Below are 13,338 nucleotides of genomic sequence, written 5' to 3'. Positions count from 1 at the left end.
GCGCATACCGGTGGCACCGGCCGACGAGGTCGTCGCCGACAGGACCGTCAGGCGGCGAAGCCGACGTTGGTGACGTACTCGTACTGACCCCACTGCGAACCCAGGTCGACGATCTGGTCGACCCAGGCGTCGTCGAGCGCCTGCGCGTCGTCGGCCGCCCAGGCCGCGACGATCCGGTCCCAGCGGCGGATGTTGAGGGCGCGGAACTCCACGAACCGCTGCCGCGGCCGGGGCACCTGGGACTGGTTGAGCGGATGGATCTCCACCCGGGTGCCGCGGCCCTCCCGGTTGAGGCGGCCCAGCAGATGGCGGGCGACGTTGTGGCGGCGCACGGTCCGGTAGGCGGTCTCGACGCGTTCGAGGTTCTTCCGCGACGGGTTGCGGCGGCCGTCGAGCCACGCTTTCAGCGTGCGGTCGGTGACCGTCAGGCCCGCCGCTCGTGCCGCCGCGCGCGCGTGCGGGGTGCGGGTGAGGTAGTGCAGGCGGGCCAGCAGGCCGCGCCGTACGGTCACCGGTGTCACGACGAATCCGGCGAGCGCGTCGAGCCGGTGGGCGACGGCCTCGTACCCCTTGATGCCACGGGCCCCGTACTTGCCGAACTCCTGGGTGCGCTCGGGCACGGCCGCCTCCTTCCTCCGCCCGGTCCCGGTCCCGGCCGTGCCGCCGGGACCGAGGAGCTGTCGGGGATCAGTATGGTCCACGGCCCGCGGGCCCCGGCCGGCGGCGCACGCCGCGTCCTTGTCCCGGATCCGGTGGGAAACCTTACGGACAACCTGGTCGCCGGGTGCCAAAATGAGTAAGCTCCGGCCTCCCGCCGTTCCGGGCATCGCACCGCCTGCCCACGGCTTGCCCACGACTTGCTGACGACTTGCCGACGATCTGCCGACGAGAGGAGACAGCATGAGCGCCCTCATCGCCGAGGAGGAGACCGGCCAAGGGCCCGGTCCCGTCCGGTCCGAGGACATCGGGCACCCTGTCGGCCGCGCGCTCCGGTGACCCGGACACGGACCGTTCTCGGGGGCCGGGCGGACCGTTCGGCCGGGGAGGAACACCACCGCCCGGGGGCTCGGTGGCCCGAGCGCCGCGGGCGGCGGGAGGGTGCGGGGGAGCGGGACCGGGCCGGGGCCCGGCGGCCGCCGTCAGCAGACGGGGCCGGTGATCGTCGAGGTGAAGACCGTCTCCCCGTCCTGGTGGGCGGCGACCTGGACGGTCGTCATACCGCCCGCTTCGGGCGTCACCCGGGTGATGTCCAGCCAGCACGGCCGGTCCAGTTCGGCGTAGCGGACGAATTCCGTGGTGGCGCTCGCCGGGACCAGACCCCGGGGGGCGAGCGCGGCGCACGCCGCCTGACGGCCGCCCTCCAGGAGGACCATGCCGGGCAGATGGTCGCCGGCGTGGTCGAAGAGGATGGGGTGCGCCAGATCCGGGGTGAGCAGCCAGCGGGTCGGCGAGTCCGTGGCGGTGAGCACCACGTCGGCCCGGGACGTGCGGCCCACCGACGCCGGGTCGAGCGGGACCCGGGACGCCGCGAGGTCGAACGCGTCGTCCGGTCCGGGCGTGCGGTTCGCCCGCAGCCGTTCGTACACGGCCGGCGGGACGGTGGAGAAGGTGCCCGCCCCGTGGGCCACGAGGACTCCGTCCCGCACGATGGACAGTTCGAGCCGCAGCGAGGCGGCCATGCCCCGGCGCCAGGTGATCTCGGCGCAGCTGGCCTCGAGTTCGAAGTCGGTCGGGCTGAGCGATATCCCCAGGTGCTGCGGATACGTCGTGTAACTGAGGTTCCACATCACGAACTGATGGGTGAGCGGAACGCCGAGTTCGGCGTGGGCCAGGAACATGCCTGCCTGCCGAAACGTCTCTGCTACCTGGAGCGGGTCGTGCCCGTTCCCGTCGGAGCGGTTGAAGAGCATGTGCGCCCTGGGCCACTGTCCGGTGAGGGAGAACCGGTGGTCCTCCTGGCTGGTGCAGCCGGTGAGGAACACCTCGGCCAAGCAGGCACGGTGGACGTATTCCTTCGGGACCGTGGTGGTCAGACGCGGCAGCGTCGCCAATCCGACTCCGTTGTGCGTGCTGTGCAAGCCCATCGCAGACCCCCCGCCTGGAAGCTTTGTTCGACGACGCCTCATAAGATACGGACCCACCGGTTTTGTTGTCTGGGGGCTCAAGGTAAAGGATTGGGCAAGTGTCCGCAGGGTAACTGAATATGAGCCTCCGCTTAGGGTAGTTCAAAGCCGCAACTTTCTGGGCTGACAAAAGGGGCAACCAGCGCTTATCAGTGCAGAGTTGTGAAGGAAGTGCGCATATCCGTTGTGATTGACTAGCGGTGGCGGCACTTGTCACTCTCCAGGTCACGCGCTCTTGCAAAACCGGTCATCTGGTTTGTTATGGTTCCGGCTGAAGTACCGATGGAGGCCCCCGCGCGGTGTTACGGTCGGGCCGCCGTCGTCACCTGATGTCCTGCGGATCTGGCTCACTGGAGACAAGCGATGACCCGTCAGCAGCAGTGTCCGTACGCGATCGACCCCTCGGGCCGGGACATCCACGGGGAGGCGGCCCGGCTGAGCGCACAGGGACCGCTCACCCGTGTCGTCCTGCCCGGCGGGGTCGAGGCCTGGTCGGTGACCGGGCAGGAGGCGATCAGAAAACTGCTGATCGACCCGCGGATCTCGAAGGACGCCTACCGCCACTGGCCCGCGTGGATCAACGGCGAGATCGCCGAGACCTGGCCGCTGGCCATCTGGGTCTCGGTGCAGAACATGGTCACCGCCTACGGCGACGACCACAAGCGCCTGCGCGGGCTCGTCGCCTCGGCCTTCACCACGCGCCGCGTGGCCCTGCTGCGGCCCCGCGTCGAGGAGATCACCGCGACGCTCCTCGACGGCCTCGCCCGCGAGGGCGAGAACGGGCCGGTCGACTTCCGCGCCCGCTTCGCCCATCTGCTGCCCACCCTCGTGCTCAGCGAACTATTCGGCATCCCCGAGGAGTTCCGCGCGTCGCTGCACCGGATCATCAGCGGCTTCTTCGACACGACGGCCACCATGGAGGACGCCCGGCGCAACCAGGTGGACCTGTACCGGACGATGGGCGAACTGGTCGCGCTCAAGCGGGAGACCCCGGGTGAGGACCTGACCAGCAGCCTCATCGCCGCCCGGGACGAGACCAACGGCTCCCGGCTCAGCGAGAAGGAACTGGTCGACAATCTGATCCTGCTGTTCACCGCCGGGTACGAGACCACGGTGAACCTGCTGGACAACGCCGTCTGCCTGCTGCTGGACAACCCCGGGCAGCTCGCCCGCGTCCGGGCCGGGGAGGCCATCTGGGCCGACGCGGTCGAGGAGGCGCTGCGCGCGGAGGCGCCGGGCGCCAACGGCATCCTCCGCTACGCCGTCGAGGACGTGGACGTGGACGGCACGGTGATCGGCAAGGGCGAGCCCATCGTCATCTCCTTCGCGGCGGCCGGACGCGACCGCGCCGTGCACGGCGACGACGCGCACACCTTCGACGTCACCCGCGCCACCCGCCGCGAGCACCTCGCCTTCGGCCACGGCGCGCACTACTGCGTGGGCGCCCAACTCGCCCGTATGGAGGCGGAGATCGCGCTGCGCGGCCTGTTCGACCGGTTCCCCGAGGCCGCCCTCGCGGTACCGGCCGGGGAACTGCGGCCGCTGGGCTCCTTCATCTCCAACGGCCACCAGGAGGTCCCGCTGCTCCTCGGCCGGCAGCGCGCGGGCGCCTCAGCGGCCGGCGTGCACGGGTGAGCCCAACTGCTCCCGGTACCACGGCAGATGGCCGAGCAGACCGCGGGCCGGTTCCGGGCCGGGGTCCTGGCCCAGCAGCCGCCAGACGGATGTGCTGGCGAACCAGTGGTCCGCGGTCAGCATGTCGAGGTGGTGCAGCGCCGTCGGGTTCTCCCGCAGCCGGGCGCGCGCCTGCTCGGCGGTCAGCGGCGCGGCGCCCTCCGTGCCCAGCGCACCGCACACCGCCTCCATCAGGACGGCGCCGGGCACCGGGCTCGGGTGGTTGACGTGGTGGGCGCCCGCCAGGTCGCGGTCCGGGTCCGCGAGGGCGGCGCCCACCGCGGCCTCGGCCAGGGCGGACACCTCGACGGCCGAATGGACGCCGGTGTCCGCGACGGGCGCCCCCAGGTGCCGGATCAGCAGGGCGAGCCCGGGGACCACCCAGCGGTCCCCGGTGCCGTAGACGAGGTGCGGGCGCAGCACGGTCCCTCCGGCCGCGAGCACGCTCCGCTCGGCGGCGGCGCGGGTGGTGCTGGTGGCGGACGCGGGCCGGACGGCCAGTTCGTCCGGCCCGGCGCCGCGGAAGGGGCCGCGACCGTAGACGGCGGCGGTGCTCACGTACACGATGCGGCGCACCCCGTGCCGCTGGGCGTCGGCGACCAGGGCCGCGGTGCCCGCTTCGTTGACGGCGCGCAGTTCGGCCTCGGTGCCGCCGACGCGCGAGGCGCAGTGCAGTACGGTGTCGACGCCCCGGCAGAGACCGGCGACCGAGGCGGCGTCCGCCAGGTCGGCGTGGACCACCCGCACCCGGTCCTCGCCGGGCGCCGGGACGGCCCCATGGTGGCGAACCAGCCGAATCCTCGTCTCCGGCCGGGCGAGCGCGGCCCGTACCGCATACCGTCCTATGAAGCCGTTCGCCCCGGTGATGAGAAGATGCTGCGGCATGCGCGGGCCCCCTGTCGGTCCTCGACATCGTTGCTGCTTCCGGCCGCGCTCGGCGCGCGACTCCTCGACACTGCTTGTGAAAATACGGACTACCTGGTTTTGTTTCTAGAGGGGAACAAGCAGTAGAGGGCGTTGTTCGCCAGGCAGCAAGCGCGTAGGAGGAGTCGTGGCACAACAGGAGCGTGCGATCCGCACCAGGCACGCGATCTTGAAGGCCGCCGCGTCCGTCTTCGACGAACGTGGCTACGAGGCCGCCACGATCGGCGAGATCCTGACCCGGGCCGGCGTCACCAAGGGGGCGCTGTACTTCCACTTCCCCTCGAAGCAGGCGCTGGCCGAGGGCGTGCTGAACGCCCAGTTCGCGGAGGTCTCGCTGGCGCCCAGGGTGTGCAAGCTCCAGGAGCTGGTGGACACCGGGCTGCTCACGGCGGACCGGATGCGCCGCGACCCGGTGGTCAGCGCCGCCGCCCGGCTCTCCCTCGGCCAGGAGATGCGCACGCTCTTCGGCGGCCAGGCGGTCTCCCTCTGGATCGCCACCACGGAGAAGGTGCTGCACGAGGCGAAGGCGCAGGGCGAGCTGCTGCCGCACGTCGACCCTGCGGCCAGTGCCTGGATCGTCTCCGCCGCCTGGACCGGCGTACAGGTGTACTCCCATACGCTGAGCGACCGGGCCGACCTGGTGGAGCGGGTGGTGTCCCTCTTCGAGCACCTGCTGCCCAGCATCGCCGTCCCGGCCGTGCTGAGCCGTCTGGTCGTCACCCCCGAGCGCGCCGACGAGATCGTCCGCGAGATCGAGCAGCGCGCGCGGGACGAGGCGGAACGGGCCCCGGAGAGCGTCCAGGCCTTCGGGCTGCGGACGCGGGTGCCCGCCGACGCGGAGTAGGCCGCGCCCGCGCGACCCGCCCCTCTCCCGCGCGACCCGCCCCTGCCTTGCGACCCGCCCCTGCCTTGCGACCCGCCCCTCCCGCGCCGCCGTCCGCGCGGCCGTCCCGGGAACAGGCCCGGCGCGCCGGTTCTCCCGGTGCGCCGGGCCGTCGATCCGCACCAGCCTCAGACGCATCAAAAGACTTGGCAAAACAGTCTCAACGGTCTGGTAATGGCGGCGGAGTTGACGGCCCCTCCGGCGGATCCGGCCGCTTCACCCGCTCGTCTTTTCTGGAAGATGAGGCGGTATGCCCGTTTTTCTTCCTTGAGAGGGTGAGTGAAACGGGGTCGGGACCCTCGTATTGACATACCGCGCATGCTGTTTTTTACTCGGCTTGCTAGGAAACCGCTCCAGAACGCGGGCAGCTACGACGGGGAGACAGCGTGGATATCGACGTACTCGGCACACTCGCCGTACGGGAACAGGGCGTCTCGATCACACCGACTGCCCCCAAGCCGCGCCAGGTGCTCGCCCTGCTGGCACTGAACGCGGACAAGGTGGTGCCGGTCGCCACCCTCACCGAGGAGCTGTGGGGGGCGCGCCCGCCCCGCAGCGCGCGGCCCACCCTCCAGACGTACATCCTGCAACTGCGGGAACTGATCAACGGCGCGCTGCGCCAGGACGGCGGCGACGGGCAGCGGTCCGCCAAGGACGTGCTGCTGACGGTCCCCAGCGGCTATCTGCTCAAGGGCGGCACCGGAAGCAGCGACGTCCGCGAGTTCGAGCGGCTGGCCGGGACCGGCTACCGCGCCATGGACGCCGAGGACTACCCCGAGGCCGCCGCGCGCCTGCGCGAGGCGCTCGCCCTGTGGACCGGACCCGCCCTCGCCGACGTGCACGCGGGCGTCCATCTGGAGACGCAGATCAGGCGGCTGGAGGAGAGCCGGCTGTGCGCCCTGGACCAGCGCATCGAGGCCGACCTCAGGCTCGGCCGGCACCGCGAACTGCTGGCCGAGCTCACCGTGCTCGTCAGCAGGTACCCCAGCCACGAGAGCCTGTGCGGCCAGTACATGGTCGCCCTCTACCGCTCGGGGCGCCGCGGCGAGGCCCTCAACGCCTACCAGCGGCTGCGCGCCACCCTGGTGCGCACCCTCGGCCTGGAGCCCTCGCCGGTGCTCGCCAAGCTCCAGCAGTCCATCCTGATGTCCGGCCCGGCCGGCGCGCCCTCCGCTGTGGGCGCCCCCGCCACCGGCCGCTTCGCCCAGGTCGGCTGACCCGGCGGCACGGGCCCGCCCTGGCGGTCCTCCACCCGGGTTCGAGCGCCGCTCCAGCGCCCCGGGACAGGCTGGGCGCACCGGAGGAGAGGGGGCACTCATGCCGTCCCAGCGGGTGCACTCGTCCCAGGACACCGTCAGCGTGGACGCCCCCGCCGGGGTCGTCTACGGCCTGCTCGCCGACGCCCCCCGGTGGCCGGTGTTCCTGCCGTCCTGCGTCCACGTCGAACAGATGGACTTCGACGGGACCGAGGAGCAGCTGTGGGTGTGGGACGTCACCGCCGACCATGTGCACGCCTCCCGCTCCCGCCGCCTGCTCCACCCGCTGACGCGGTCCATCGACTTCGAACTGGCGGACCCCGCCTGGCCCGGGGCGACCAGCAGCGGCACCTGGACCGTCGAACCCGAGGGCGCGGCGCGCTCCCGCGTCACCCTGCGGCACGAGAGGCCCCGCGGCGGCCCCGCCGAAGGACCGGACACCCTCGACGCCGACGTCCGCGCCCAGCTCGCCCGGGTGCGGGAGGCCGCCGAACGCTGGGACCGGCTCGACGAACTGCTGCTGTCCTTCGAGGACAGCGTGCGGGTCGAGGGGCCCTCCGAGCTGGTCTACGACTTCCTCTACCGCGTCCAGGACTGGACGGAGCTGATCCCGCACGTCGAGTGGACCAGCGTCACCGAGGACCAGCCGGGCATCCAGATCGCCGCGCTGGACACCTGCGCCGCCGACACCGGCGAGACGGTCACCGTCGAGACCGTACGGCTGTGCTTCCCGCACGCCGGACGGATCGTCTACAAGGAGACCCTGACGCCCGAGCTGATCGCGGCGCACAGCGGCGAGTGGTCCCTCGTGCCCGACACGACCGGGACGACCCTCGTCAGCGCCCACCGCGTGCTGCTCCGGGAGGAGGCCGTCGCACCGCTCCTGGGCGAGGGCACCTGCCTCGCGGACGCCCGCACGCATGTGCGCGAGTGGCTGGGCCGCGCCAGCCGGGAGGCGCTCGGCCTGGCCAAGTGGCACGCCGAGAGCCCGCTGCGCCGGCTGCGGCGAGGATGAGGACGACGAGGAGACCGCCGATGCCCCTCACCCGACCGGGACCGCCGACGCCCCCCGCCTCTGTCGCGGGCGCCCCGAACGGCGCCCGCCGTCCGCCGGTGCGCGGCGAGGCGCCCCCGCCCGCCCGCGCCGGGACCGCGCCGCCGGACGAGCCGGTGCTGCGGGCGCTGCGCTGGGAGGCGCTGCTCGGCGACCCGGACGATCCCGCGAACCCCTACGGGCGCGCGGCGCTGGCCGCCTCGGGCGGCGCGGACCTGCCGCGCCCCGACCCGGCGTGGGGTCCGCTGCCGCCCGGCGCGGGAGTGCGGGGGTACGACGAACCCGCCGGGCAACTGGTGCGCGTACTGAGGCCGTTGCTGCGCCGCGACGCGGCGCTGGCCCACGACTGGGTGATCCGCCCGCTGCTCACCGGCGCCCCGCGAGGGACGGCGGAGCCGCCCACGGCGGCCGGGCACCGGGCGCGGCTGGCGGAACTGCTCGCCCCGGCCGCGCTGACCGCGGCCACCGGAGACCTGCTGCGCACCACCGCCCGGCACGTGGCCGCGCTCAGGTCCGGCCGGCCGGGGGCCCGGCAGTGGCAGCCCGTGCTCGCCGCCGTCTTCGCCGACCTGCTGGCCTGCGAGAGCCTGACGGCGGTGGCGCTGCGCGCCCTGGACACGGCCGACGGCGGCGGGGACGTACTGTCCGCCGCGACCGGGTACGTCGTGCCGCGACTGGTCGGCGGACTGCTCGGAGACCTCGAACTGGTCCTGAACGACAGCCTGTCCGGACCGGCGGCCACCGAACGCGAGGCCCTGGCCCGGCAGTCGGCGATCCGCACCGCCGCCCGGGTGGACCGGACGGCCGTGGCCTCCGGCCGGGCCCGGCTGATCCGGCTGCTGCCCCGGCTCGCCGACGCCTCGGAACAGCCCGGACACCCCGCGCCGCGGGAGCTGTTCCGGCTCGGGGCGCCGGTCGGCCCCGGCACCGGACCCCACGGTGCCGATGCGTACGACGGCGCGTACGACGACGCGTACGGCGGCGGGCGCGGTCCCGTACCGCCCGCGCCGGACGCCGCCGCGCTCGCGGCCGTCCTGCCGGGCGCGGCCGGGCGGCCGGACCGCGCCGGGGACACCCCGGCCCGTACCGCGCTCACCCGGTTCGCCCGTCGGCTGGCGACCGAGCAGCGGGCGCTGCGCGGCCCGTCCCGGGCGGCCTCCGCCACCGCGTCCGACCCGGCGGCGCGCGCCCTCGCCGACCGCCAGGCACTGCTGCTCCTGGCCGCCGCCGTCCTGGGCGTCCAGGAGGCCGCGGCCGAGGACCGCGGCGGCTTCCTGGGCGGCTGCGACTGGGCGCTGCTCGCCCTGGAACGCGTCGTCCGGCGGCTGGGAGTGCCCCTGCCCGGCGACGCGCCCGACCCGGTCGGCGCCGTCTGGACGGAACTGACCGAGCGGATCCGCGCGGGAGTCGACTGCGACGTGTACGGCACGAGGCTGCTGTGGTGAGCACGGCGGGGAGGACGGGGGCCGACGCCATGACCAAAGCGGAGCGGTGGACGGCGGAACCGGCGGCGGTGGAACGGACGGTGGCGGAACCGGCGGAGCAAGGGGCAGGGCGTACGACGGGCGGGACGGCCGGGCAGGAGACGGCGCCGCCCGTCCACGTGGCCGGTCCGCAGGGGCCGTGGGACGCGGTGCGCGAACGGGCCGAGGACACGGGGCGGGTGGTGGTGCACACCACGTGGGGCGAGTGGCTGACCGCCGCCCTGCTCGACCCCGGCCTGCGCACCCTGCTCGGCCGGGACTGGCCGCGCTACCGGCAGACGCCCGCACCGGCCGGCCGGTACGCCTTCGCGGTCTCGCGCCTGGTGATGAAGCACACCGCGGCGGCCGTCCTCGACGTGCCGCCGGACGGTCTCGACGTCGCCTACGAGCCGGGCGGGCGGCCCACCGTGCGCGGTCTGGACGAGGACCTGCACCTGAGCCTCGCCCACACCGAGGAGCTGATCGTCGTCGCCGTCAGCCGCCGCGGACCGGTGGGCGTGGACGCCGAGTCCGTGACCCGGCGGGCCTCCTTCGAACTGCTGCGCAGCCATGTGTGCACCCCCGAGGAGGCCGAGGCGCTGGCCGCGCTGCCGGACGCCGAGCGCGCCGCCCGCTTCCTGCGGCTGTGGACGCTGAAGGAGGCGTACACCAAGGCGCTCGGGCAGGGCATGCGGCGGCGGTTCAACGCCGTCGGCTTCTGCTGGGACGCGGACGGCGGCGCCCGGCTGGCCGAGGAGTCCGACGCCACGCGCGGCTGGAGCTTCAGCACCCGGCTGATCCGGGAACGCTATCTGGTGAGCGAGGCGCACCGCGCGTCCGGTCCGGTCGAGTCCCGCTTGCGGGCCGATCCAGACGGACTCGCGTCACCATGGCTCTCACCTGCGAGAACACTAAGCTTTCCGGGGTCGGGGAGGCCCGGCGGACGATGAACGAGGACGACGGCGAGAGACGGAGTGAGCGGGCCGCGGACGACCGTGCGCACCGCCCGGCGCGGCCCGTGGTCGGGGGCTGCCGCGCGAGCACGGTCGCGACAGCTGCGCAGAAACGATTCCAGAAGGAGGGCAGGGGACCGGTCCGGCCCGCTGCGGCGGAGCGTTCCGGTGTCCGAGGTGCCGGATGAGCAGCCATCACTCGCACGCGCAGGCCGTCCTCGCCGTGGTCCACGAACCGGGCGGGGCACAGCCCGGCGCCCCGCTGGTCTTCGAACTGTGCGGACCGCTCGGCGCCGCCGAGGCCGAGGCCGTCGCCGACCGCGTCGCCGCCCGGCACCGCGCGTACACGGTGACCCTGGACGACGACGGCACCGGCCGCCGCCTCGTACGCCTCGCCCGCACCGGCACCGCGCCCGGCGAGCGGCCGCCCGCGCTCTCCGCCGACCTGCTCGCCGACCTGCTGGCCCCGCTCTCCGCGGGCACCGTCCCGGTCACCGGCTACCAGCGCGAGCTGCTGCTCGCCGCCGTCACCCGGCAGGGCGGCCCCGGCCGGCACATCGAGCAGCTGTGCTGGAACTGGACCGGCCCGCTGGACACCGCCCGGTTCACCGCCGCCTGGCACTCCGTCGCCGACCGGGAGACCGTGCTGCGCGCCTCCTTCGACTGGACCGGCGCCCCCCTGCTCGTGCTGCACGACCACGCGCCCATCGAGGTGGTGCGCCACCGGCACGCCACCGTGGCCTGGAGCGAACTGCTGCGGCGCGACCGGCTGCGCGGCTTCGAACTGCACCGGCCGGGCCTGCTGCGGGTCACCCTGCTCGACGGCCCGCCCCAGCGCTCCGCCCCCGCCCGCGGCCCGGGGCACGGACCGGGTCCGGGCCCGCTGCCGGGCGCCCGTGCCGCCACCGGACCGGCCCCCACCCGCGTCCTGCTGAGCTACCACTCCGCGCTGCTCGACGGCCGCGGCGCCCATCTGCTCGTACGGGAGTTCTACCGGGCCTACCTCGCCGACGGCGTCGTGCCCGGCGGGGAGCGGCGGCCGGACATCCGCGACCACGCCGCATGGCTCCAGGACCGCGACACCGAGGCGGCCCGCCGCTACTGGGCCACCGCCGCGCCCCCGGCCGATGCCGCGGTCCGGCCGGGCCGGGACGGCGGACGGACCCGGTTCACCGGCGCCGGGCGCATCCAGCGCCGGCTGCGCCCCCACCAGACCTCCCGGCTGCGCTCCTGGGCCGCCCTCTGGGGCGCCGGGGAGAGCAGCGCGCTGCACGTCGTCTGGGCGCTGCTCCTCTACCGCGCCGCGGACACCCGCGGACCGGTGCCCGTCAGCTTCGGGGTGCACTTCTCCGGCCGCGACCTGACCCTGGAGGGCGCCGCCGATGTGCCCGGACTGCTGGGCAACCCGCTGCCGATGACGGTGACCGTCGACCCGGCCGCACCCCTGGTGGACCTGCTGCGCCAGGTCCGCGACGCCGCCCTCGACCTGAGCGCCTACCCGTGGGTCTCCGGCGACCGGATCCTCAGGTGGAGCGGCCGCGAGGAGGCCGTCCGGCTCGCCGACACCCTCGTACGCTTCGACAGCCGACCCGAACTGCCCGAGGTACTGCGCGCCGAACTCAAGGCCCAGGGCATCCAGGTGGACGTACCGCAGAGCGCCAGCGGCGACACCAGTCTGCCGGTGACCCTCGTCGCGCAGTACGACGCGGACGGCGGACTGCTGCTGACCGCCACCTACGACCGCGCCGAACTGTCGGACGCCGACGCCTCCGGCGTGCTCTCCCAGTGCATGGAACTGCTGCGCCGGCTCTCCGACCAGCAGGACGAACGGGTCACCGTGGGCCAGGTGCTCGGTCTGCTGGAGCCCGGCGAGGTGCCGCGCATGGCCCGGCAGGGGCGCCGCCCGCGCACCGTCGCCCTCGCCGTGCTGCGCCCCGGAGGCCCGCACGCCGACGTGGTCTGCCTGGTGGCCGTGCCCGGGGTGCCGCCCGGTGTCTACGAGTCGCTGGTCCAGGAGTACGAGGGCCCGGAGCGCATCGTCTCGCTGAGCCTGGGCGGGGACGTCCGCACCCCGCCCTCCGCGCTGCCCGAACTGCTCGGTCCGGGACGGCGGCTGGTGCTCTGCGGCTGCGGTCCCGCGGGCCGGGTCGCGTACGAGATCGCCCAGGGCACGGCGGCCCGGACCGCCACGGCCACGACCGTCGTGATGACGGGCATCGGCGGCGTCGCCGAGAGCGCCCGCGCCCTCGCCCGCGCCCTGGAGTCGATCCGCGCCCGGACCGTCTGACACCGCACGCCCCCTGCGCGCCCCGAGCGCGCGCCGCGGATGCCCCGAACACGCACCCGCGCGCGCTCGGGGCGCGCGGCGTGCCCGAGGCCGCACGGCCCGGCCGCTTCCCCGTTCCGTCCCCGTCCCCCCCAGCCCCCCCTCGTTCCCGTCCCTGTTCCTGTCCATCGGAGTTCCCGTCCGTCGGACCACCGCAGGTCCCGGCGACCGCCAGCGTTTCTCGAGCGCAGTGAGAGCGTTCGTCGAGCCCGGTGCCGGATGGTGGCCGAAACGCCGGAGGAGGGGGCATGGGCTATTCGGACCACGGGGAGCCGTCCCTGCGTGTCGAACGGGGCCGGGCCAGCGCCGAGGAGCTGGCCGCGCTCGCGGTCGTGCTGTTCGCCCTGCGCGCGGACGGAGCCGACGACGAGGAAGGCAGACGGCCGGCCGGCGGCTCCCGCAGGTGGCGGCGGCCGGAGGCCTACAAAGCGCCGCGCAGTTGGCAGTGATGAGATGCTCCGTCGCTCAGAAAGGGAACTGACGACATGTCGATGACGATTGCTCCCGCTCCGGCCGAGGCCGCGCCGGCCGACATCCACGGCCGGGTCGCCGAACTGCACGGGATCCGTGCGCAGGCCGTGGCGGGACCGAGCGAGAAGGCGACCGCGGCGCAGCATGCGAAGGGCAAGCTGACGGCGCGGGAGCGGATCGAGCTGCTGGTGGACCCGGGGTCGTTCCAGGA

At 74.1% G+C, this 13,338-nt stretch carries 11 protein-coding genes and 1 pseudogene; 9 read left to right on the top strand and 3 right to left on the bottom strand.

Annotated elements, in window-relative coordinates; translation table 11 throughout:
- Positions 1–47: 47 nt before the first annotated feature.
- Positions 48–620, bottom strand: coding sequence for a transcriptional regulator (locus ACWDYF_RS36670; protein ID WP_389471138.1), 573 nt, complete (start codon positions 618–620; stop codon positions 48–50).
- A 519-nt stretch (positions 621–1,139) separates the two neighbouring features.
- On the bottom strand, positions 1,140–2,051 hold the full coding sequence (locus tag ACWDYF_RS36665) for a ScbA/BarX family gamma-butyrolactone biosynthesis protein (protein WP_026252817.1): 912 nt from the start codon (positions 2,049–2,051) through the stop codon (positions 1,140–1,142).
- 435 nt (positions 2,052–2,486) lie between these two features.
- Here ACWDYF_RS36665 and ACWDYF_RS36660 point away from each other — a divergent pair, with 435 nt between their 5' ends.
- The gene (locus ACWDYF_RS36660) at positions 2,487–3,758 is read left to right on the top strand and encodes a cytochrome P450 family protein (RefSeq protein WP_389471141.1); all 1,272 of its coding nucleotides are present in this window, start codon (positions 2,487–2,489) and stop codon (positions 3,756–3,758) included.
- Here ACWDYF_RS36660 and ACWDYF_RS36655 read toward each other — a convergent pair.
- On the bottom strand, positions 3,735–4,682 hold the full coding sequence (locus tag ACWDYF_RS36655) for an NAD-dependent epimerase/dehydratase family protein (RefSeq protein ID WP_381741754.1): 948 nt from the start codon (positions 4,680–4,682) through the stop codon (positions 3,735–3,737). The genes ACWDYF_RS36660 and ACWDYF_RS36655 overlap by 24 nt on opposite strands.
- A gap of 166 nt (positions 4,683–4,848) precedes the next feature.
- Between ACWDYF_RS36655 and ACWDYF_RS36650 the strand changes: the two genes are divergently transcribed.
- The 8 genes and pseudogenes from ACWDYF_RS36650 to ACWDYF_RS36615 form a co-directional block, all read left to right on the top strand.
- Positions 4,849–5,565: a ScbR family autoregulator-binding transcription factor gene (locus tag ACWDYF_RS36650; RefSeq protein WP_381741752.1), complete on the top strand. Its 717-nt coding sequence runs from the start codon at positions 4,849–4,851 to the stop codon at positions 5,563–5,565.
- A gap of 425 nt (positions 5,566–5,990) precedes the next feature.
- Entirely contained in the window at positions 5,991–6,821 is an 831-nt protein-coding gene (locus tag ACWDYF_RS36645; protein ID WP_018569595.1) for an AfsR/SARP family transcriptional regulator, read from the top strand.
- A 100-nt stretch (positions 6,822–6,921) separates the two neighbouring features.
- Positions 6,922–7,875: an aromatase/cyclase gene (locus tag ACWDYF_RS36640; RefSeq protein WP_381741750.1), complete on the top strand. Its 954-nt coding sequence runs from the start codon at positions 6,922–6,924 to the stop codon at positions 7,873–7,875.
- Positions 7,876–7,895: 20 nt separating this feature from the next.
- Positions 7,896–9,359: a hypothetical protein gene (locus ACWDYF_RS36635; protein ID WP_389471148.1), complete on the top strand. Its 1,464-nt coding sequence runs from the start codon at positions 7,896–7,898 to the stop codon at positions 9,357–9,359.
- A 29-nt stretch (positions 9,360–9,388) separates the two neighbouring features.
- Positions 9,389–10,327 carry a 4'-phosphopantetheinyl transferase family protein gene (locus tag ACWDYF_RS36630; RefSeq protein WP_389471151.1) on the top strand — a complete coding sequence of 313 codons (939 nt, stop codon included), beginning with the start codon at positions 9,389–9,391 and terminating at the stop codon, positions 10,325–10,327.
- A 187-nt stretch (positions 10,328–10,514) separates the two neighbouring features.
- Positions 10,515–12,617 carry a condensation domain-containing protein gene (locus ACWDYF_RS36625; protein WP_381741745.1) on the top strand — a complete coding sequence of 701 codons (2,103 nt, stop codon included), beginning with the start codon at positions 10,515–10,517 and terminating at the stop codon, positions 12,615–12,617.
- Between the two features lie 287 nt (positions 12,618–12,904).
- Positions 12,905–13,105, top strand: a complete 201-nt coding sequence (locus tag ACWDYF_RS36620; RefSeq protein WP_018569602.1) for an acyl-CoA carboxylase epsilon subunit — start codon at positions 12,905–12,907, stop codon at positions 13,103–13,105.
- Positions 13,106–13,141: 36 nt separating this feature from the next.
- Positions 13,142–13,338, top strand: a pseudogene (locus tag ACWDYF_RS36615) (methylmalonyl-CoA carboxyltransferase); the annotation flags it as partial.

Source organism: Streptomyces sp. NPDC003284, from assembly GCF_053589675.1.
The sequence above is the reverse complement of the archived record's forward strand: the minus strand, read 5'-3'. Positions and strand labels throughout refer to the sequence as shown.